The organism is Pseudomonas brassicacearum (assembly GCF_003732175.1).
GTDB classification, from domain to species: Bacteria; Pseudomonadota; Gammaproteobacteria; order Pseudomonadales; family Pseudomonadaceae; genus Aquipseudomonas; species Aquipseudomonas brassicacearum_G.
Map to the genome: position 1 here is coordinate 25,006 of NZ_MOBI01000038.1, position 19,413 is coordinate 44,418.

The 19,413-nt window shown below is 58.5% G+C and carries 21 protein-coding genes; 6 read left to right on the plus strand and 15 right to left on the minus strand.

Annotated elements, in window-relative coordinates:
• Positions 1 to 52 precede the first annotated feature (52 nt).
• On the plus strand, positions 53 to 451 hold the full coding sequence (locus tag BK658_RS28180) for a PA2817 family protein (RefSeq protein ID WP_123585166.1): 399 nt from the start codon (positions 53 to 55) through the stop codon (positions 449 to 451).
• A 173-nt stretch (positions 452 to 624) separates the two neighbouring features.
• On the opposite strand, the gene BK658_RS28185 is transcribed toward BK658_RS28180, so the two are convergent.
• Positions 625 to 1,623: a LysR family transcriptional regulator gene (locus BK658_RS28185; protein ID WP_123585167.1), complete on the minus strand. Its 999-nt coding sequence runs from the start codon at positions 1,621 to 1,623 to the stop codon at positions 625 to 627.
• Between the two features lie 90 nt (positions 1,624 to 1,713).
• Here BK658_RS28185 and BK658_RS28190 point away from each other — a divergent pair, with 90 nt between their 5' ends.
• The gene (locus tag BK658_RS28190) at positions 1,714 to 2,340 is read left to right on the plus strand and encodes an alanyl-tRNA editing protein (protein WP_123585168.1); all 627 of its coding nucleotides are present in this window, start codon (positions 1,714 to 1,716) and stop codon (positions 2,338 to 2,340) included.
• Positions 2,341 to 2,435: 95 nt separating this feature from the next.
• Complete coding sequence (locus tag BK658_RS28195) at positions 2,436 to 2,813, plus strand: DUF6124 family protein (protein ID WP_123585169.1); 378 nt, start codon at positions 2,436 to 2,438, stop codon at positions 2,811 to 2,813.
• A 271-nt stretch (positions 2,814 to 3,084) separates the two neighbouring features.
• Here BK658_RS28195 and BK658_RS28200 read toward each other — a convergent pair whose 3' ends face one another.
• The 4 genes from BK658_RS28200 to BK658_RS28215 all read right to left on the minus strand — a co-directional run bounded on the left by BK658_RS28200 (position 3,085) and on the right by BK658_RS28215 (position 6,223).
• Positions 3,085 to 3,849 carry an ABC transporter ATP-binding protein gene (locus tag BK658_RS28200; protein WP_123585170.1) on the minus strand — a complete coding sequence of 255 codons (765 nt, stop codon included), beginning with the start codon at positions 3,847 to 3,849 and terminating at the stop codon, positions 3,085 to 3,087.
• Positions 3,850 to 3,951: 102 nt separating this feature from the next.
• Positions 3,952 to 4,662, minus strand: coding sequence for an ABC transporter permease (locus BK658_RS28205; RefSeq protein ID WP_019689329.1), 711 nt, complete (start codon positions 4,660 to 4,662; stop codon positions 3,952 to 3,954).
• A complete protein-coding gene (locus tag BK658_RS28210) occupies positions 4,659 to 5,387 on the minus strand; it encodes an ABC transporter permease (RefSeq protein ID WP_123585171.1) in 729 nt (242 codons plus the stop codon). The genes BK658_RS28205 and BK658_RS28210 overlap by 4 nt, the downstream gene beginning before the upstream one ends.
• A gap of 56 nt (positions 5,388 to 5,443) precedes the next feature.
• Positions 5,444 to 6,223: a transporter substrate-binding domain-containing protein gene (locus BK658_RS28215; RefSeq protein WP_123585172.1), complete on the minus strand. Its 780-nt coding sequence runs from the start codon at positions 6,221 to 6,223 to the stop codon at positions 5,444 to 5,446.
• Between the two features lie 974 nt (positions 6,224 to 7,197).
• Here BK658_RS28215 and BK658_RS28220 point away from each other — a divergent pair.
• The 3 genes from BK658_RS28220 to BK658_RS28230 are packed head-to-tail and all read left to right on the plus strand — an operon-like array spanning position 7,198 to position 9,477.
• Entirely contained in the window at positions 7,198 to 8,439 is a 1,242-nt protein-coding gene (locus BK658_RS28220; protein ID WP_123585173.1) for a type II and III secretion system protein family protein, read from the plus strand.
• A gap of 35 nt (positions 8,440 to 8,474) precedes the next feature.
• Positions 8,475 to 9,185, plus strand: coding sequence for a tetratricopeptide repeat protein (locus BK658_RS28225; protein ID WP_123585174.1), 711 nt, complete (start codon positions 8,475 to 8,477; stop codon positions 9,183 to 9,185).
• A gap of 19 nt (positions 9,186 to 9,204) precedes the next feature.
• Complete coding sequence (locus BK658_RS28230) at positions 9,205 to 9,477, plus strand: DUF3613 domain-containing protein (protein ID WP_123585175.1); 273 nt, start codon at positions 9,205 to 9,207, stop codon at positions 9,475 to 9,477.
• A gap of 193 nt (positions 9,478 to 9,670) precedes the next feature.
• Here BK658_RS28230 and BK658_RS28235 read toward each other — a convergent pair whose 3' ends face one another.
• The 10 genes from BK658_RS28235 to BK658_RS28280 all read right to left on the minus strand — a co-directional run bounded on the left by BK658_RS28235 (position 9,671) and on the right by BK658_RS28280 (position 19,397).
• A complete protein-coding gene (locus BK658_RS28235) occupies positions 9,671 to 10,633 on the minus strand; it encodes a type II secretion system F family protein (RefSeq protein WP_123585176.1) in 963 nt (320 codons plus the stop codon).
• Between the two features lie 29 nt (positions 10,634 to 10,662).
• Positions 10,663 to 11,649: a type II secretion system F family protein gene (locus BK658_RS28240; protein ID WP_123585177.1), complete on the minus strand. Its 987-nt coding sequence runs from the start codon at positions 11,647 to 11,649 to the stop codon at positions 10,663 to 10,665.
• Positions 11,646 to 13,088: a TadA family conjugal transfer-associated ATPase gene (locus tag BK658_RS28245; protein WP_123585178.1), complete on the minus strand. Its 1,443-nt coding sequence runs from the start codon at positions 13,086 to 13,088 to the stop codon at positions 11,646 to 11,648. The genes BK658_RS28240 and BK658_RS28245 overlap by 4 nt, the downstream gene beginning before the upstream one ends.
• 3 nt (positions 13,089 to 13,091) lie before the next feature.
• A complete protein-coding gene (locus BK658_RS28250) occupies positions 13,092 to 14,315 on the minus strand; it encodes an AAA family ATPase (RefSeq protein ID WP_123585179.1) in 1,224 nt (407 codons plus the stop codon).
• Positions 14,309 to 14,803 carry a TadE/TadG family type IV pilus assembly protein gene (locus tag BK658_RS28255; protein ID WP_123585180.1) on the minus strand — a complete coding sequence of 165 codons (495 nt, stop codon included), beginning with the start codon at positions 14,801 to 14,803 and terminating at the stop codon, positions 14,309 to 14,311. The genes BK658_RS28250 and BK658_RS28255 overlap by 7 nt, the downstream gene beginning before the upstream one ends.
• Positions 14,803 to 15,282 (minus strand): TadE/TadG family type IV pilus assembly protein, encoded by a 480-nt coding sequence (locus BK658_RS28260; protein WP_123585181.1) that lies wholly within the window; start codon positions 15,280 to 15,282, stop codon positions 14,803 to 14,805. The genes BK658_RS28255 and BK658_RS28260 overlap by 1 nt, the downstream gene beginning before the upstream one ends.
• Before the next feature lie 8 nt (positions 15,283 to 15,290).
• Positions 15,291 to 16,625: a pilus assembly protein TadG-related protein gene (locus BK658_RS28265; RefSeq protein WP_123585182.1), complete on the minus strand. Its 1,335-nt coding sequence runs from the start codon at positions 16,623 to 16,625 to the stop codon at positions 15,291 to 15,293.
• A 67-nt stretch (positions 16,626 to 16,692) separates the two neighbouring features.
• The gene (gene cpaB / locus BK658_RS28270) at positions 16,693 to 17,514 is read right to left on the minus strand and encodes a Flp pilus assembly protein CpaB (protein ID WP_123585183.1); all 822 of its coding nucleotides are present in this window, start codon (positions 17,512 to 17,514) and stop codon (positions 16,693 to 16,695) included.
• 15 nt (positions 17,515 to 17,529) lie between these two features.
• A complete protein-coding gene (locus BK658_RS28275) occupies positions 17,530 to 18,864 on the minus strand; it encodes an AAA family ATPase (RefSeq protein ID WP_123585184.1) in 1,335 nt (444 codons plus the stop codon).
• A 2-nt stretch (positions 18,865 to 18,866) separates the two neighbouring features.
• Positions 18,867 to 19,397, minus strand: coding sequence for an A24 family peptidase (locus BK658_RS28280; RefSeq protein ID WP_123585185.1), 531 nt, complete (start codon positions 19,395 to 19,397; stop codon positions 18,867 to 18,869).
• Between the last annotated feature and the right edge of the window lie 16 nt (positions 19,398 to 19,413).

A 19,413-nucleotide genomic window follows, 5' to 3' on the forward strand; every position in this document is an offset into this window, starting at 1 on the left:
GGAGCTATATACTCCGGCGCCCGTTTTGCTTTAGATCTAGAGGACTCCCGTTATGCTCGACCAAATTCTCGTCCAGCTCGACCTCCTGCGCAGTATCCTGGTCGCTGTCGGTGAAGCCGAGCAGGTTCCAGACGAAAGTCATGCCTTGTTCCTGGAGCGCTTCGACGAACTGCGTGCGTCGCTGCCAATCGATCCGATCGAAAGCCAATACCTGGGTCAGGACATTCTTTGTCAGGTCATCACCCGTTATCCGCAAATTGCCCACCTGGTCCCCCGCGACCTGTTGTGGTATTTCGCCGGCGACTGCCTGCACTACATGCCCGACGATGAAATCGATCTGTATCAGGCACTGGAAGAACGCCGTTACGAAGCCGAACAGAACGACGAACCGTTCGACTGGAACCAGGAAAAACAACTGCTGGCCCTGTCGAACCAGGACAGCAAGCACTGATTCCAGATCAGAAATGCAAAAGGCTCGCATGGTTAAACATGCGGGCCTTTTTTGTGACATTGTCGAATGACTCGGTGGCTGGAACGCCGCCTTCGCGAGCAGGCTCGCTCCCACATTGGATCTTCGTCGCTTACAAATCCCCTGTGAGAGCGGGCTTGCTCGCGAAAGGGCCTTCAGAGCAACCCATCACTCTCCGGCAACTCATACTGCGCTGCGACCTTGCCCGAACCACTCAACTTTCCCGGTTTGCCCAGCGTCGGCTCTTTCTCCAGACACTCCACCAGGTAATCGATAAACACTCGAAGCTTGGGCGGCAAATAGCGTGTCGGCGAATGCAGTAGCCAGGCGCCGCCATGATAGGACGCCAGAAAGGTCCAGTCCGGCAGGACCTGCACAATCAACCCTTGTTCAAGCGCATAACGCGCGGTGAAGTACGGCAAGCTGCCAATCCCGATGTGCTGCAGAACTGCCCCCAACCGCACGCCAGTGTGATTGGCGGCGTACCGGCCACGGACACCGACAGTCACCACCTGGGTGCCCTTCTTGAACTTCCAGCGTGCATCGCCAGGCGTTTCACCCAGATAGATACAACTGTGATTGAGCAAGTCGTGGGGATGGCTCGGCGTTCCGTGTTCAGCCAGGTATTGCGGGGTCGCGCAGAGTAGATGATCGATGGTCAGCAACTGCCGACCGACCAGGCCGGCTGGTGGGCGATCCGTAATGCGAATCGCCAGGTCGACATGATCGTCGATCAAATCGACCTGGCGATCCTCTAGCAGCAGCTCTACATCGACTTTGGGATAACGACGCAGAAACTCCGGCATATGCGGATGGATCACGAATCGCCCCACCGCCTTCGGTACGCTGACCCGCACCAGCCCTTCAGCTTCATGGGTGAACTGACCACTGATCTCCATCACTGACCGAGCGGCGCTGACCATTTCCTGACAGCGCTTGAACACCTCTTCGCCACCGTCGCTCAAACGCAACTTGCGCGTGGTCCGCTGCAACAACCGCGTGGCCAGCGCCTTCTCCAGGCGCGAGATGCTGCGACTCACCGCCGAAGGCGACGAGCCCAGCTGTCGAGCAGCTTCCGAGAAGCTACCGGTCTCGACAACCTTGACGAAAATCGCCATTTCACCCAGCAACGGCAGCGGTAGATTTATGCTCACAGCGCAACAGTCCTTTGATGTTTGAACGGATTATCACGCAATTCCAGCCTTCATATAATAAAAATAGAAACTTTAATAAGGGCATGGAATATGACGCTTCGCCTCTTTTTCCATAGCGATGACCTCAGCGCCAACGTGGAAGTCCTTGAGTGCACGCCCTGTGAAACCGAGTTCGCCGTAGTCCTGCGCGCCACGCTGTTTCATCCCCAGGGCGGTGGCCAGCCGTGTGATACCGGCTGGATCGGCCAAAGCCAGGTCACGCGAGTCGTGCAAGAGCAGGATCGTATCGTGCACTACGTCGACCGACCCGTAGACACGGGCATGACCTCAATCGAGATTGACGAACAACGCCGTCAACTTAATACCCGTCTGCATTCGGCCGGCCATTTGATCGGGCACTTCCTCGAGACCAAAGGCTGGACACCGATCAAGGCCCATCATTGGCCAGGCGAAGGCAAGGTCACCTTCACACCCGGTGAAACGCCCCAGGAACTGGAAGCCGAAACGATCCAGCAAGCCCTCGCCCAGTGGATCGCCACCGATCTGCCACGCCTGACTTCGCTGTGCGAAGGTTCGCGTGAAATCGGCTTCGGTGAACTGCCCGCCTACGGCTGTGGCGGTACCCATGTAAGGCGCCTACAGGAATTAGGCACAGTCACTATCGCAGCCCTTTCGCAGAAGAAGGGCACGCTTTCGGTCCGCTACGAGGTGGGCTGAATCATTCGGCGATGCAGCGCCCACTGCGCGACATCGCCTGATGCCAGGAGCCTGCACTCGCAGGCCCGATGACTCTCTATGGATGGACCTGACACATGAAAAAGACCACCTCGCACTCTCCAGAATCACCAGATGCTCCACCAACCGACACCGTCGATCTATCCACGTTTTCCAAAAGCACTCCACGCCTTGTCAGCGCCCGTCTACGTAAACCAGACCGCCCCGACCCAATCAGCCACGTCTTCACCATCGTCCCGAATGTCGACACCGAATCTCTGCTCTGTCATGCCAGTGAAACCCTCGCCTCCCTGAACGTCATGACCACCGATCTTGCCGGAGAACTGGAAGGCTCGCGCCGCAACGTAGCGTTGGCCATTCAGCAACTGGCGGTGCTGGGCGAGTTGTTGATCAATCGAGCGCTAGACAATCTGGACTTACCCGAAGGCGTGCTTGAAGTTCCATTAATCAAATAACGCTAAGTGATTCTGGCGCTTAGCGAGGGCGTTTACAGTAAATTGGCGGGTATTGGTGACGTCATTGCACGACGATTGCAGGTACAGGCTTCGATATAAAAAACGGGCGATCTTATTCGGATCGCCCGTTTTTTTAATGTACTGACTGAGTAGCACTTATGATCGCGCACCATGGGGGTGATCCTGATCCTCTTCGCCGGACGCCTGATTCTGTCCATGAGAATCGTGCCCGCTCATAGAGGCGCCCCCCCTTGTAGGAGCAAGGGGGGGGTTACTTCAGGTTACCGCTGAGGAACTGCTTCAGGCGTTCGCTCTTCGGGCTACCCAGCACGTCTTCAGGCGCGCCCTCTTCCTCTACCCGCCCCTGATGCAGGAACAGCACCTGATTCGAGACTTTGCGGGCGAAACTCATTTCATGAGTCACCATGATCATGGTCCGGCCTTCTTCGGCCAGGCCCTGGATCACTTTGAGCACTTCGCCCACCAGCTCCGGGTCCAGCGCCGAGGTCGGTTCGTCGAACAGCATGACTTCCGGCTCCATCGCCAATGCGCGGGCAATGGCCACCCGCTGCTGCTGACCACCCGAGAGGAACGCCGGGTACTGCTCCGCCACACGAGCCGGCAGGCCGACTTTGTCCAGATAACGCCGGGCGCGATCTTCGGCGTCTTTCTTGCTGACTCCCAGCACCCGGCGTGGAGCCATGGTGATGTTTTCCAGCACGGTCATGTGGCCCCACAGATTGAAGTGCTGGAACACCATCGCCAGACGGGTGCGCAGTCGTTGCAGCTCGGCATCATCGGCCACGCGCATGCCATGGTGGTCTTTGACCATGCGAATCTGCTTGCCGTCCAGGCTCATCGCGCCGTCGTTGGGTGTTTCGAGAAAGTTGATGCAGCGCAAAAAGGTGCTTTTGCCCGAGCCGCTGGCGCCGATCAGGCTGATCACGTCACCGGTTTTGGCTTTCAGGGAAACGCCCTTGAGCACTTCGTGGCTACCGTAACTCTTGTGTAGTTCTTCAACAGTCAATTTGTACATGTGCGCAGCATCCTCTAAGGGAAAATGGGTCGCCGCTGCGTAGACGTCGCAAGCGGCGACAAAGCCCGTGGCCTGATGAGCGGCCGTATAGAGCGCTAAGTCCTAGTGAGCCGGGCCCAGAAAAGCCAGCCAGCGACGTTCGGCAATGCGGAACAGTCCGACCAGCGCAAAGGTCACCAAGAGGTAGATCAGCGCGGTAATGCCGAACGACTGAAAGGTCAGGAAGGTCGCCGAGTTGGCGTCGCGAGCGACTTTCAGAATGTCCGGGACGGTGGCAGTGAAGGCCACGGTGGTCGAGTGCAGCATGAGGATCACTTCGTTGCTGTAATACGGCAACGAGCGACGCAGGGCCGATGGCATGATCACGTAGGCATACAACTTCCAGCCCGTCAGACCATAAGCTTTGGCGGCTTCGACTTCGCCGTGGTTCATGCTGCGAATCGCTCCGGCGAAAATCTCCGTGGTGTAGGCGCAGGTGTTCAGGGCAAACGCGAGGATGGTGCAGTTCATCGCATCGCGAAAGAACGCGTCGAGCACCGGTTGCGCACGAACCGCGGCCAGGCTGTAGATCCCGGTGTAGCAAATCAGCAACTGGATATACAGCGGCGTACCGCGAAACAGGTACGTGTAGAACTGCACCGGCCAGCGTACGTAAAGTTTGTTGGAAACCCGGGCAATGGACAGTGGAACCGACACCAGGAAACCGATGAAGATCGAGGCGCTGAGCAGCCACAGCGTCATGGCCAGGCCGGTGATGTGGTAACCGTCGCTATAGAGGAAGGGTTTCCAGTAGTCCTGCAGTAATTCGATCATCGTACAGCCTCCCGGGAACCTGCCGCGTAATGCCGTTCGAGCCAGCGCAGGACATAGTTCGACGCGCTGGTGATCACCAGGTAGATCAGCGCGGCCAACACCAGAAAAAAGAACAGTTGATAGGAGCTTTTACCGGCGTCCTGTGCGGCCTTGACCAGGTCTGCCAGGCCGATGATCGACACCAGCGCGGTGGCCTTGAGGATCACCATCCAGTTATTGCCGATGCCCGGCAGGGCGAAGCGCATCATTTGCGGGAACACCACGAAGCGAAAGCGCTGGGCACGGCTCAAGCCGTAGGCCGTGGCGGCTTCCATCTGTCCGCGAGGCACAGCGAGGATCGCGCCGCGGAAGGTCTCGGTGAAGTACGCGCCGTAGATGAAACCCAGAGTTATGATCCCGGCGGCGAACGGATTGATCTCGATGTATTCCCAACCCAGCACCTCGGTGAAATTGGTCAACCAGGTTTGCAGGCTGTAGAAAATCAGCAGCATCAGCACCAGGTCCGGCACCCCGCGAATCAACGTGGTGTAGAGCTGGGCCGGAATCCGCAACAGTTTGACGCTGGACAGTTTGGCACTGGCGCCGATCAGGCCGAGCAGAACGCTCAACAACAGCGACAGTATCGATAACTTGACGGTCATCCAGGAGCCTTCCAGCAACAGAGGACCGAACCCCTTCAAGCTGAATGCGGAGAGCCCGAGTGTCTGCAAAAGTGCTTCGAACATAATTCAGGACCTATAGCGATAAAAAAGCGCCCGTCCCGAGGACGGGCACCGGGGCCTTACTTGCCGCTGTAGAGACTCAGATCACCGAAGTGTTTCTTCTGGATCGAGTCGTAGGTGCCGTCATCGTGGATCGCCTTGATGCCTTTATCGAGAAGGGCCTTGAGCTCGGTGTTGCCTTTGGCGATACCCACTGCTGTCTTGGCGGGCAACAACTCGCTGTCGATCGGTTGGCTGACCTCGTAATCAGCCCCTTGCGGCGACTTCAAAAAGCTCAGCTTGGCTTGCAGCATGTCCTGGATCGTGGCGTCGAGGCGACCCGACATCAAGTCAGCATAAACCTGGTCCTGGTTGGCGTAGGCCTTGGTTTCTACCCCCGCCTTGTCCAGTACGGCCTTGGCATAGGCTTCCTGGATGGTGCCTTGCTCGTAGCCGACTTTTTTACCCTTGAGCGAGGCCACGTCAGAAACAGTGGAGCCCTTTTTGTAGACCAGAGCGGTCGGGCCGGAGAACAGCTCGCTGGAGAAGTCGATGACTTTCTCACGGGCTGGAGTCACGGTCATGGAAGAGATTACGCCGTCGAACTTGTTGGCCTTCAGGCCTGGAATCGTGCCGTCGAAATCGCTCTCGACCCATTTGCACTTGACCTTCAGCTCGGCGCAGATCGCGTTACCCAGATCGATGTCGAAGCCCACCAGGCTACCGTCAGCTGCTTTGGACTCGAACGGTGCGTAGGAAGGATCAACGCCAAAACGCAGCTCTTTGTACTCTTTGGCCGTGGCTACGCCTGCGGCCATGCACAGTGTCAAAGCAGAAAGGGTCAGCAATGTTCTTTTCATTATTATCAATTCCTAAAACCACTACGGGCGCTTGTGGCGCATGGGTGCTGCTACTGGAATGCGGGTGACGCTGTAAACCTGAACCTCAAGTACGTGCTTTGAAGCCATCTTGTGTGTCAGCACCTTCCGGTGACTCTTACGCACACACACTTACTTGTACATACAAGCATATGCAATCAACCAGCCAACTCGCTGAACGGCAGCTGAAGAAAACTTTTAAAGCAACAGGAAGGCGTCTGGAACGGGGCTTTTGGAATGCTCAAAAAATTCTGGAGGGTTGCCGAGCCGCGCTCGCGGATGTTACCGGAGCCACGTTTTGCGTCGTGTTGGTGCATCCGGTAACAATTTGAAAGGGCACATTGCGTGTGGAAATACCCCGCCGCGGGACTACCTCGCGGGTAAGTGCGCGAATCGAAAAACAGCAACGCGCCCATATTTGCACAGAAGATTTTCTTCTAAATCATGGCGCTTTACCTCGGTTGAACTACCTTCAAGCAAAGAGCAAATCATACGGTTTTGAGTTGTCCACGTTTTGTTCAGCGATCAGATAGCGAATTGGCAGAAGGAGATACCTCACTATGATCCTGGCTGGCGTTTTTCTGCTTTGCGGCCTGATTGCCAGTTGTTTTTTGGGGGAACCACGTCGGCTGACAGCACTGTTTATAGCCACTGTTGCTGTCGAGCCTGTGCAGATCGCTCCGGTCGGTTGCCTGTGCGAACCAAACAAGGTTGGCAAAAAACCTCGCGTGTCCCGAGCCCAGGTATCTGGATCACTAACGACAGTTTTAGCGCAGGTCGCTCGCAGGTCAGTCAGACCCGCGTATTGCACCTGCTAGCGCGCAGCACCCAGCAATATTGCCAGGACCACTAATGGTTCGTGGTCTGGTGAAGTGGAGGGCCGGCCCGGGCGCCTTGAAGCGATCCAGGGTAACCAGGTTAGCCCGCAGATGGCCTATTCAGCGAGGATGCACTTAATGAGCTATCGTACCGTGCCCGCTTTCAAACGAATTATCCATGGCCTGTTGTGGATGGGCCTTGGTGTGGATGCGGCTCAGGCCGCGGCGAACAATTGCTCGCAACTGGCCAGTCTGCCCGCCGTGTTCGAGGTCGGCCAAGGGCTTCAGGATGAGTTGCGCATGCCCGTCCCGATCAAGCAACTGGCAGTGGGCGACCCGAAAGTTGCCGACGTGCAAACCAGTAGCAGCAACTCCTTCATTCTCACGGGTGTAGCTCCCGGGGCCACTAGCCTGATGGTCTGGACCGCCTGCTCGCCCACGCCGCGCCAAAGCATGGTATTCGTCAAGGGCAGGGCCACCGCAGCGCTGACCAGCGTGTCGACAGTACCTTCCGAAGACCCGCTGCTGCCAAGCCAGGTACAGACCGATATTCGCTTCGTCGAAGTCAGTCGCACCAAATTGAAAGAGGCCAGCACGTCGATCTTCGGCAAGAGCGGCAATTTTCTGTTCGGCTCGCCAGGCTCTGTACCCGGGGTGACCGTGACCCCCGGCCACATTGGTAACCTGGCGCCAAACATCCCGCTCAATAACGACACTTTCAATATCGGCTTTGGCGGCGGCAATGTGCTGGGGATGATCAATGCGCTGGAAGGCAGTGGCTTTGCCTACACCCTGGCGCGGCCGAGCCTTGTAGCACTCAGCGGACAAAGTGCGAGCTTCCTGGCGGGTGGTGAAGTGCCGATCCCGGTGCCCAGCTCAGGCAGCGACAACATCTCCATCGAGTACAAGGAATTCGGTGTCCGCCTGACCCTGACCCCGACCATCATCGGGAAAAATCGCATCGCCCTGAAGGTGGCACCCGAGGTCAGCGAACTGGATTTCACCAAGGCCATACAGATCGCCGGCACCATTGTCCCGGCATTTACCGTACGTCGTACCGATACCAGCATTTCCTTGGCTGATGGTGAAAGCTTCGTCATCAGCGGCCTGATCAGCACCAGCAACAGCTCCCAGGTGAACAAGTTTCCAGGGCTGGGCGATATCCCGATTCTCGGCGCGTTCTTTCGCAATAACAGCATCAACCGTGAAGAGCGCGAACTGCTGATGATCGTCACCCCGCACCTGGTTCAACCGTTGGCGGTCAACGCAAAACTGCCGTCATTGCCGGGTGAGCAACTGCGCAATTACGACCCGAACTTCTACCGCATGTACTTCCTCGACAACGGTGACTTCGACAGCCGCATGGGGCTCTCTCAATGAGCCTGATTCAAGGTGTTGTAGCCAGAGGACACTCAATGAAAGCGCTCATAGCAATAGCGGCGACGGTGATGCTTGCAGGCTGTGCCACAAATGGCCTGTCTTATCGACCGAGTAGCTGCGCGGCTCCTGGCTCGGATCAGCAGTTGTCGCTGAACCTGGCCGACGACATGACCAACGATGGCCGTTTGTATGCCAGCCTGGCGAATCTGGAAGGGCTGTCTGATGACCTACCGCAGGTTCGCCTGCGCAAGGCTCGAGTACTGCGCCTGCTGGGCCGTAACGAGGCCGAACCGTTGTACAAGAGTCTGCTCGGCACATGCCTGGCCGCTGAAGGCGAGCATGGTCTGGGCCAGATGGCCGTGGCCAAAAATGATCATGCGGCTGCCGCGGATCACCTTGAGCGTGCAATGAGGATGGCCCCCACCGACGACAAAATCCGCAATGACCTGGGGGTCGTTTACCTCAACCAGCGTCGGCCCAATGAGGCACGCTTTCAGTTTATGACCGCCATGGAACTCAAGCCGTCGGACTCGCTGGCGGCACTCAATCTGGTGACACTGCTGATCTATCAGGACAACTGGAAGCAGGCTGCCGAACTCGCAAACCGCGCCAGCCTGAGCTCCAAGCAAGTCTCGGATGCCCAAGCTCGCGCGGAAAGACTCAAGGCCCCGGCCAAAAAAGTGGTGGCTACCGAGGGTAAAGGCATGACAGAGGTAGTCAATACCTCAGCCAATGCGATCAAGTAGACAAGATGAGGAGTCGCAAATGAATACCAAGAGGCTGTTGATAGTGTGCATGGCTTGCCTGTCCACGACCGCCTGGGCTATTGAGCCCGGCCCCTCTTCGGTGCCGCAACAAGGCACGGAACAATGGTTGCAACTACAGATTCGCGGCGTAGTGGCATCCCCTCGATTGCAGACTGTTTCGGCCACCGAACGTGACCTGTCCATGCAACGCTGGCTGGATAGCTTCACCCACCCGATTCCTGAACATTTTGACCAGAAGGCATCGGGAAGCATGAGCAACGGCGGCAAATGAGACACATCAGTGGGCGATCAGCCTCTGGCGTAGTCCAGCGTTACCTGACAAGAACGTCGGGGCCAAGAACGTGCGTGGGTAAACGAATAAAAGGATAAAAGTGGATCAGGCGCCGGGCCTGACCCACTTTAGATTTGCTCCATCCTGTGCTCCGACAGGAGCCGCCATCCAGCTGGGCAGCCCCCCGTTTATCTCATCCGAATGCTTTGAGTACTCCAAGCATGGCGGGCCCAATGGCGACCAGAAAGAAGCTCGGCCACAGACAGAAAATCAGTGGGAATATCAGCTTGGTACCGATTTTCGCGCCCATTTCTTCGGCTGCCTGCGTACGCCGGTCGCGGAACTCATCGGCATAAATGCGCAGGGTATCGGCCACGCTGGTACCGAAGCGGATACTCTGCCCCAACAGGCTGACCAACCCTTGCACGTCTTCCAGCCCGGTGCGCACCGCCAGTTGCTTGAGCGCCTCGGTACTGGTGATGCCGGCACGGATTTGCGCATTGACCAGCGCCAGTTCCTCCGCCAGTTCGACCTGGCTGACCGACATCTCCTCTGCCACCCGTTCGATGGTCGTGGGCAACGCCAGACCCGACTCCACACAGACCACCATCAGATCCAGGGCATCCGGAAACGCCGCACGCAGCCGGGCCTGACGCAGCTGTTTGCGCTTGCCGACATACATCGCTGGCAGCAGCCAACCGACAGCGGCTGCCATGAGCACCAGCAGCAGGCCCAGGCTCAGAGAAAGTCGGGGAATCAGCGGCAAAACCAGCAGCGAAATACCGACCAATATCAGCGGCAACAGCAAGCGCACCGCCCAGTACATCTGCACTGCTGAAGACGAGCGGTACCCCGCGTGCATCAACAGAAGCTGGGTTTCGGACGTCTGAGCCGTTTCGGCTGAGCCAAAACGCTGGCCGACGCGCTCCAGCAACAGTTGCAGATTACCTGGCGCATCCGGCCCCCCTGCACTCCCGTAATGCCCCCGTTTGATCAGCGCAAGGCGACGCTGCATCGGGTCCTGAAGCCCCAACACCAGTAATACCACGGTGACGACCGCGAGCACGGTACTCAACCCTATCGCACTGACGAACAACAGGCGCGCCAGCGCCTCATTACCCGTCACCCGACCCAACAATCCGAGCAAATAGTCCATGACCTGCACCTCCGCGTAGCGAATACCGCTTAAACCTGAATCCGGATGATTTTGCGGATCCAGACAATCCCGACCAACATCGCGCAGAAAGCCCCGATGATCAGCTTGTGGCCGATCGGATCATTGATCAGCACAGGCAAGTAGCTGGGGGTTGTGATCAAGATCAGCGCCGCCAACACGAAAGGAATGGCCACCAGCACCCAGGCCGACATTCGCCCTTCGGCCGACAGAGTCTTGACCTTGCGCTGAAAGCGGAAGCGCCCCCGAATCAAGCGACTCAAACGTTCGAGCACCTCGGTCAGATTGCCGCCGGTCTCGCGATGGATGAGGATCGACGTCACCAGCATCATTACCGTCATGCTCGGCATGCGTTCCAACAGGCCGAGCATGGCCCGGCGTACATCATTGCCATAGTTGATATCGGCGAAGGTCAGGCCGAACTCATGTGCCACTGGTCCCTTGTGCTCTTCGGCCACCAGACGCAGGGTTTCGTTGAATGGATGCCCGGCGCGCAAGGCCCGGCACATGGCATCCAGCGCATCCGGCAAGCCCTCTTCGAACGCAGCAAAGCGTTTGTTGCGGTCACGGAGGATTTTCAGCAACGGCAGCCAGGCCACCGCAAAACCTACTGCCAACGCCATCCACCAGGGTGACGAGAGCAACAACACCAACGCTCCTGCACCACCTCCCATGGCGAGCCCGAGAAACAGCACCCGATAGGCCCGATATTCGTGTCCCGACTGCTCGATCAGCTGTGTCAGGTCCGCCATGAACGGCAGTTGCTCAAGCCTGGCCTCCAGTGGCGACAAGCGTGTCAGGTATTTCTGCCGCAGCACGGTCTGCATGTTGGGCAGATTGTTGGCTTTCTCCAGCACATGCAGGCGGCCGCGAATGCGCTTGCGCATCTTGCCCGCCTCACCGAACACCGGCACCACCACGCCCTGGGACAGGAGGAAGACGGCGATAAACACCATGCCGAGAAAGATCAGAATGAATTCACCAGGAATATTGTTCATGACTGCCGTGCCTCCATCCATTCAGGCCTGAACAAGTTCAGTGGCAACTCGATGCCACGTTTGGCCAACACGTCGCGAAAGGCCGGGATCATGCCGCTGGGCCGATAATCGCCGAGCACTTCACCGTGTTCGCCAATGCCGCTGCGTGCAAACGAGAAAATCTCGGTCATGGTGATGATCTCGCCTTCCATGCCGTTGATTTCCTGCACGCTGACCAGGCGCCGCTTGCCGTCTTCCTGACGCTCGAGCTGGATCACCACATCAATGGCCGAAGCGATCTGCTGACGCATGGCCTTGATCGGGAAAGTCGCACCGGTCATCGACACCATGTTCTCGATTCGCCCCAACGCATCACGCGCGGTATTGGCGTGGATCGTGGTCAGCGAGCCGTCGTGGCCGGTGTTCATGGCCGTCAGCATGTCCAGCGCCTCGGCGCCGCGCACTTCGCCGATCACAATGCGGTCGGGGCGCATCCGCAGACTGTTGCGCACCAATTCGCGCTGGCTCACCTCACCACGCCCCTCGATGTTCGAAGGACGGGTTTCCAGACGCACCACATGGGGCTGCTGCAGTTGCAGTTCGGCCGAGTCTTCAATGGTGACGATCCGTTCGTTTTGCGGAATGAAACTGGACAGCACATTGAGCATGGTGGTTTTGCCGCTGCCGGTACCGCCGGAAATCAGCACGTTCAAGCGTCCGCGAACAATCGCCTTGAGCAGCAAAGCAATGGCCGGGGTCAAGGTACCGACCTGGATCAGGCTGTCGGTGTTGAGCAGGTCCACGGCAAAGCGACGGATCGACATGCTCGGCCCGTCGATGGCCAGCGGCGGAATAATTGCGTTGACCCGCGAACCGTCCTTGAGCCGGGCGTCCACCAACGGCGAAGACTCATCGATACGCCGCCCCAGACTGGAAACGATGCGATCGATGATGTTCAGCAAATGCTGATCGTCGCGAAAGCGCACATCGGTCCTTTGCAGCTTGCCGAAACGTTCGACATACACCGAGGCAAAGCCGTTGACCAGAATGTCCGACACGGTGTGATCCGCCAATAACGGCTCCAATGGACCAAGACCGAGCACCTCATCGGTGATCTGCTTGATGATCAACTGGCGGCTGACCGAACTCACGGGGGCCGAGTGCTCATCCAGCAAGCGCTGGCAAATATCGCGAATCTGCCGTGTGGCCTCGGCCGGCTCAAGTGAGTCGAGCAAGGACAGGTCCATGACCTTGAGCAACTGCTGGTAGATTTTCTCCCGCCACTCGGCCTCCACCGGGGTGACCTGGCTCCGGGTTTCGTAAATAACGTCCGGAACCGAACGTTCCCACGCCATCAATTCCTCTGCCGGGTCCAGCAGGTCATCGTCCGACTGACCAGACAACGATGCGGCAGGTTTGCCGGACTGTTTGCGCAAGCGGTTACGAAAGTCGCTGATCATGGGTTATCCCCCGAAAAAACGGTTGAAGGCGCGTTTGAACAAGCCTTTGTTCCCGGTCATCTGCTTACCGACCAACGCCTCGGACATCTGCCGTACGGCGACGGTGATCGGAGCCCGCGGCGCTTGCACCCCCAACGGCACGCCAGAGTTCTGACTCTGGCTGACCAGGTTGAAGTCGTTGGGTAATTTCAACAGGTTCGCGCAGCGCAGCGCTTCGCCGATATCCTTGAGGCTGATGGCTGCCGCCTTGTCATAGCGGTTGACCACTATCTGCAATTGATCCCCGCGCACGCCCAGGTCTTCGCGAAGAATCCGCGTCAGGGAGCTGGCATCGCGCAGATGGCTGACACTCTGCTGCACCACGACGTACACCCGATCCGCCTGCTCCAGCACGGAGCCTGTGAGGTGGTCGATTTGCCGTGGCAGATCGATCACCACCCAGTCATAACTGGCGCGGGCCAGCTGCAACAGGGCATCGAGTTGCTCGGGCTGGGCATCCTGCGGCAGACACAACTCGCCGGCCCGGCCACCCAGCACATGCAAGGTCGGGCTGAAGTGACTGCAAAAACCGCGTAGTGCGACGCTGTCCATGTCCTCGACCTGTTGCAGCACTTCCAGGTGGCTGTGCGATTGCGCCACATCGAGGTAATGCGTCACGCTGCCAAATTGCAGGTCCATGTCCAAAAGCAGGGTATTGCCGCCCTTGACGCTAAGCTGGTGAGCCAGGTTGCAGGCCAGCAAGGTGCTGCCGGAGCCGCCCTTGGCGCCAATCACCGCGATCAGCTTCCCTTCTGCCCCACTGTTGACCCGGACCTCTGTGACCAGACGACTCAAGGCTGAAACCAGTTCCGTCTCGGCTATCGGTTCCGGCAAGACATCACGGGCGCCGGCCTGCATCGCCAGGCGCATGGCGTCCTGCTCGTTCAACAGGCCGCACACCAACAGCGGCGGACGCTCATGGGCCGGATGCTGTAACAGTGCTGCCAGCTCCTCGCGCCACAGATGGCTGACACGCACCAACAACAGATCGGGCATCCGCTCCAGACCATAGAGTGGGTCGACATGCCCGTTACTCACCAGGCGCGTGCTCACCTCCAGGCTCGGCATGCGCTGGCAAACGCTTTGCAGATCACGCAACGCCGTGGCGTCACGGCTACTGATCAGCAATCGCAGCCCGGGCTTGCCGGTCGTCGCGGTGCTTAACGATGTTTCCTTTATATTCAGCATGGAGTGACCTCCCCTGACTCGGAATGATGCCCAAGACTTTCGCGTGGCAAGGTTGCCCTGATGGTGGGCAACGTAATGGGCACGCCAAACCCGGGAATAAACAGATTGAATACGTAGCTTTGCAGGCTCACCTGGACATAACGGATGGCACGGAACCCGGTGGCGCTGACGGTGTCGGTGGGGTTGGTCACCACAGCACCGTTCACGTCCAGGTAGGTCAGTGTCAGGTTGCCAGTGCCCAGATTAGTGATCAGCTGGCTGGTGCCGGTGTTGCCCGCGGGATTGAAGATCGCCCGCTGCAACACGATCGGATCGCTGATGTTGCACACCGCTGCCAGACGCGCGCCGCGGCGCGCGGATTCATCGAGGGCATTGACCGTGAAGTACAAGCGACCCATTTCCAGCACGCCGAACAACAGAATGAACACCAGCAAGCCTATGACGGCGAACTCCACCACATAGACGCCACGCATGTGTTTGCGATTCATCACAGCACCCTCATGACGGTTGTGGCGACCAGCGGAATGCTCAGCGCAATCGTATTGGCAAAGAGCCCGGTAATCGATCCGGTACAAGCACCAGCGCCAATCACCGGGCAGAAGGTATAGGTGATCGTGACCCGTATATGGTCGGTGCCCACGGCGGTGACCGCCACGTTGCCGGTCGTCAACCCTGACACTACCGGCGTCCCGGTGTTGGCAGGCACGCCATAGACCGCCACGTTTTGTGTATTGGTCAGCAGCGTGCTGCTCAGTGAGACAGTACCGAGCGTCGAGTTCCAGGCCTGGCTGGCCACGTAACGGCTGGCATCACGGCTGGCCTGTAACAGGGTGTTGTACTGAAACAGCATTCGGCCGAACTCACCGAGGGCCAGCAACAGCAGCAGCATCAACGGCAGGACGAGGGTGAATTCCACCAATGCCATGCCTTGCTGGTCCTGCGGTTTTTTGAATGCGTGAAGTCTCATGACGCCTCCTAAGAGTCTGTGCTCGGAGTGCCGCTATTGCTGATATAGGTTTTGTAGAGCTGAATGATCTGCGGGCCGGTATCACCCGAAGGGTTCGGGCCAGGCACGTTGTCGCCTTGGCACTCCTTCACGAACTGCCCGAAGATCTCCGAGGTACTACCCGTGCTACCGGCCGGTTGCACCACGAAATAGCAGCCAAAACCCAGGACCGGAATCGAGGTCGCGCCATTATTTTTCCCGGTACAGTCGCCAATCACGATTTTCAGCATCCGTCGCTCGTAGACCCCACCGGTCTGGCAACCCGTGCCTGAACCGGCAATACACGCCGCAGAACTCGCCAGCCAGTCGTTGTAGCCAAGCACCGCGTTGCCACCTGCAGTGAGTGTGCCATTGCTCGATATGATGGTCTGGCCCTTATATTGCAGTGTGCCTGAGCTGTTGGTGATCACTGGCGTGCTGTAGCTGACGATCAGGTCTGGCGGATAATCCGCGGCTTTGACCCCTCCACTGTACTGATTAAAACGGGTATTCAAACCTTGAGACACCGGGCCGACGTTGTTGCCCGGTTTGGTCGTGACATTTTGCCCGACGCTGCGGCATACCGAGCCGCCTCCAGCCAGGTCATCCCTGACCGTGCTGCCGCCCGAGCCAAAATCGAGCAGTTGAAAATTGCCTGGGCCAATGGCGGATGTAGTGCCTGAGCCTGTTTTCAAATCCTGCAAATCGCCAAATTTATAGCCCCAGAACACACCGGTGCTCGGGCTGTATTTGGTCGGGTCACCACAGACCATCAATGGCGCGAGATCGCACGGGCTGGTGGGGCTGGGGCCGGCAGTGGCCATCGCCGCCACTGACTTGCCGCCCAGACCGCCACCGCCCACTGTCTGGACGAAGCTCCAGAAAAAACCGGTCAGGCCATAGTTCGGTACCGTTACCCGAACATAAGTGGCATTCGACGGCCCCGGGTAGGAGAACGGTCCGTAAACACTGTTGGCCAGTTCCACCACCGCGAAGGTGCCCGCGTTGCCGCCGATGGCCGTGGACAATTCGGTATTGCCCGAGGCATTGGCATTCAGTGTCAGCGTATTCAGCGCGGCAGTGCGCGTTGTGCTGGCAATGCTGGTACCGCCAGTAACCTGACTCAGGGTTTTGGCGCCACTCAGGGCGGCGGCATCCACCGCATTTTGCAGGCGGGTCTTGTTCAGCAGCAGGTGGCCACCGTCCAGCGCCAATGCCGCCATCATGCCGATCGCGGCCAACGCGATCACCATCATTACGGTCACCGATCCCCGCTGGCGCCTTGGCGTTACCGGAAACGGCCGTTGAATTCGAGAATTCATCATCAAGCCCTCATTTGCCGATACGGACCCGGACCGGCTCCGCCACTACCTTGATACCCATTGCACCCTGTCAGCGCACATTGACGACATGGGCTTCGATGCCACGAATCACGGTGACAGCCCCACCGACACTGCTACTGCGGTGCACCACACGTCTTGGCGCCGTTTCGGTGGCCATGGCAATGGCCTGCGTAACCGGCGCAGGAGGTGCTACAGGCGCGGGGGCCGGTTTTTTCGTGAGGTTCAGCGGGTTGCGCAGAGTCAGTTGCAGCTTCCCTTCCGTCTGCGCCGTAACCAGGGTTTCCGCCTCAGTGGTCGTCATCTCCAGCGTCACTGCACGCACCACCACCGGTTGAGTCTTGTCAGTACCCGCCGTCTGATCCACCGCCAACACGCGCAGGTTTTCGAGGATGGTCCTGGACACGGCGTTATTGCTGCTGCCATCGGTGTGTTTGGTTGCCAGCACATCGACCCGGTTACCCGGCAACAGGAACCCGCCGACCCCGACCACGTCGTCTACCCGAACCGAAATGGCACGTTTGTCAGGTGCAATCAAAGAAGCCAGGGTGCTGCCACCCAGGTGTTCACTGAGGCGCGCACCGCGCACGATGTCGCCGCGCAGGATGTCGAACGTGGCGATCTTGCCCACCGCCTTGTCGCTGGAATCGAAGGCATCGTCCGGGATCGTATCCATGGGCATGCGCACGGTCGTGACCTGTTGTGCCTCGACCATCTGCCCGAAAGGAATCTCGACCGTGGCGACGACCACGCTTCGAAGGTGATCATCCGGGCTGGCATTGAGCCGTGCGCTCAGCCAGCTATTGGCCATCCATGCGGCGCCGAGGCCCATGACCAACGAAATACCAATCAGCGTTGCAGTACGAGAGCTCATGTTTGTATCTCCTACTCAGAGAAAGTCGAGCTGGACGAAGTAGTTTTGCCAGGCCCATTCCAGTTCCTGCGGCGACAGTGGCCCGGAACCGCCCAGGTAACGCTGACGATCGAGCGCCATGTTCAGGAGGTCACGGGGGTGGCAAGGCACCAGAGGCATGCCTTCAGCGGCGTAAAGTTTCTGCAGCGCAAAGCGCACCAGCAGCGGGTCATGACGAATGCCCAGGCGCTCGCACTCCTGTTGCCAGATCCGTTCGTACTCCTCAGGCTTCAGGTAACCGAATTGCAGCTTGTAGCCAATCCGCCGCAGGAAGGCTTCATCGGCCAACTCCAGGGGATTGAGGTTGGTGGAAAACACCAGAATCAGATCAAATGGCAGCTCGCAATGCCGCCCGCCGCCCAGGTTGAGGAAGTCGCGCTTCTCTTCCATCGGGACGATCCAGCGATTCAACAGTTCGGCGGGCGGCATGCGCTGGCGCCCCATGTCGTCGATGATGAACAGGCCGTTGCTGGCCTTGAGCTGCAAGGCGGCCTGGTATTGACGGGTGAAGGGGTCATAACGAATGTCCAGCTGTTCCATGCTCAACTCACCGCCGGTAATGACGATCGGGCGTTTGCAGCACAGCAGCCGACGGTCGATTCCTTCATTGAGCATCAGATTGTTCTGTGGACTGCCATCATCCAGTCGCTGGTGTACCTGCGGGTCATAGATCTCGATCACCGACTCGTTGATCACAATGGCATAAGGTACCCAGATGGCCTCGGCGAACAGGCGAATCAACCGACTGCTGACATAGGTCTTGCCGGTTCCCGCTGGGCCATAAATCATGATCGCCCGCCCGGAATTCAGCGCCACACCCAGTTGATCGAGCATCCCCTCCGTAAGCACCAGGCCGTTAAGCGCCGTGTGCATATCGTGAGCGCTGATGCGTCCATGGTGAATGGTCTGCACCTTGAGCAGAGAACGGTAGGCACTCACCGGGAACGGTGCCGCTCCGATATAGCCGCTACGCGACAGGGCATCGCGGGCGGCACTGCGACCGCGTTCGGTCAGGCCATAACGCAGCGACTGCCCGCCTCCCGTTTGCGCGCCCATCTGCCCAAGCACTTCGACACGACCATCCTTGCGCAGAAACGCCAGGACCTCTTCCATTACGGCGCCGGTCAGCGCCAGGCGCTCTACCAGCCGCGACATGTCCAGCACGCCGGCGTCATACAAATGCTTGCACACCAACTCGCCGAGAAAACTGTCCGTCAACCCCGTCTCGCTGATAGTGCACGGCTGGGGGGCCAGTCGCTGCACCGCTTCTCGCTCATTGCGGTAGGCATCACTCTCGACAATGACGTGCATGACTAACCTCCCAACCCACTGGCAAAGAGCTGCCAGTGAATGGTGTTTAAAGTGCCGAGCAAAATGGCAACCGAATAAGGGAAAGGCTTGCCGGCCACCTCCTCTGAAGTCGGTGCCAGATAGGCCTGCGCCCTCAGCATCAGCCAATAGCGCCCCAGGGTCTGTAACAACTGACCGCGAACCAGCACTATCAGGAAACCGCACACGCCACCGGCAATCAGGCTGAATAAGGCAGCCCACAACGCGTAATGAAACGGTAGAAAACTGCCGACCATGGCCATCAACTTGACGTCACCGGCGGCCATGCCACCCAAGGCGTACATGGGCAGAAACAGTGCAAAACAGATCAGGATGCCCAACAGGCTGTCTCCCAATCCGCTGACTCCCCCCAAGTACGTCTGAGCGACCAATCCCAAGGCAAGTCCCAGCAGAATCAGCAAGTTGGGAATACGGTGGCGAAGCAGATCGCTCACCACCGCCACGCCCAAAAGTCCTATCAGTAAAACAGTCGATACCATCAGTTCCGTGGACATGGCGCGTCTCCCGACT

Bases quoted from the DNA above. Each gene is read 5' to 3' on its own strand.
- BK658_RS28180 (WP_123585166.1), top strand. From the start codon at position 53: ATGCTCGACCAAATTCTCGTCCAGCTCGACCTCCTGCGCAGTATCCTG.
- BK658_RS28220 (WP_123585173.1), top strand. From the start codon at position 7,198: ATGAGCTATCGTACCGTGCCCGCTTTCAAACGAATTATCCATGGCCTG.
- BK658_RS28255 (WP_123585180.1), bottom strand. From the start codon at position 14,803: ATGAATCGCAAACACATGCGTGGCGTCTATGTGGTGGAGTTCGCCGTC.
- cpaB (WP_123585183.1), bottom strand. From the start codon at position 17,514: ATGAGCTCTCGTACTGCAACGCTGATTGGTATTTCGTTGGTCATGGGC.
- BK658_RS28240 (WP_123585177.1), bottom strand. From the start codon at position 11,649: ATGAACAATATTCCTGGTGAATTCATTCTGATCTTTCTCGGCATGGTG.
- BK658_RS28210 (WP_123585171.1), bottom strand. From the start codon at position 5,387: ATGTTCGAAGCACTTTTGCAGACACTCGGGCTCTCCGCATTCAGCTTG.
- BK658_RS28235 (WP_123585176.1), bottom strand. From the start codon at position 10,633: ATGGACTATTTGCTCGGATTGTTGGGTCGGGTGACGGGTAATGAGGCG.
- BK658_RS28265 (WP_123585182.1), bottom strand. From the start codon at position 16,625: ATGATGAATTCTCGAATTCAACGGCCGTTTCCGGTAACGCCAAGGCGC.
- BK658_RS28215 (WP_123585172.1), bottom strand. From the start codon at position 6,223: ATGAAAAGAACATTGCTGACCCTTTCTGCTTTGACACTGTGCATGGCC.
- BK658_RS28245 (WP_123585178.1), bottom strand. From the start codon at position 13,088: ATGATCAGCGACTTTCGTAACCGCTTGCGCAAACAGTCCGGCAAACCT.
- BK658_RS28205 (WP_019689329.1), bottom strand. From the start codon at position 4,662: ATGATCGAATTACTGCAGGACTACTGGAAACCCTTCCTCTATAGCGAC.
- BK658_RS28250 (WP_123585179.1), bottom strand. From the start codon at position 14,315: ATGCTGAATATAAAGGAAACATCGTTAAGCACCGCGACGACCGGCAAG.
- BK658_RS28195 (WP_123585169.1), top strand. From the start codon at position 2,436: ATGAAAAAGACCACCTCGCACTCTCCAGAATCACCAGATGCTCCACCA.
- BK658_RS28190 (WP_123585168.1), top strand. From the start codon at position 1,714: ATGACGCTTCGCCTCTTTTTCCATAGCGATGACCTCAGCGCCAACGTG.
- BK658_RS28275 (WP_123585184.1), bottom strand. From the start codon at position 18,864: ATGCACGTCATTGTCGAGAGTGATGCCTACCGCAATGAGCGAGAAGCG.
- BK658_RS28200 (WP_123585170.1), bottom strand. From the start codon at position 3,849: ATGTACAAATTGACTGTTGAAGAACTACACAAGAGTTACGGTAGCCAC.
- BK658_RS28280 (WP_123585185.1), bottom strand. From the start codon at position 19,397: ATGTCCACGGAACTGATGGTATCGACTGTTTTACTGATAGGACTTTTG.
- BK658_RS28225 (WP_123585174.1), top strand. From the start codon at position 8,475: ATGAAAGCGCTCATAGCAATAGCGGCGACGGTGATGCTTGCAGGCTGT.
- BK658_RS28230 (WP_123585175.1), top strand. From the start codon at position 9,205: ATGAATACCAAGAGGCTGTTGATAGTGTGCATGGCTTGCCTGTCCACG.
- BK658_RS28260 (WP_123585181.1), bottom strand. From the start codon at position 15,282: ATGAGACTTCACGCATTCAAAAAACCGCAGGACCAGCAAGGCATGGCA.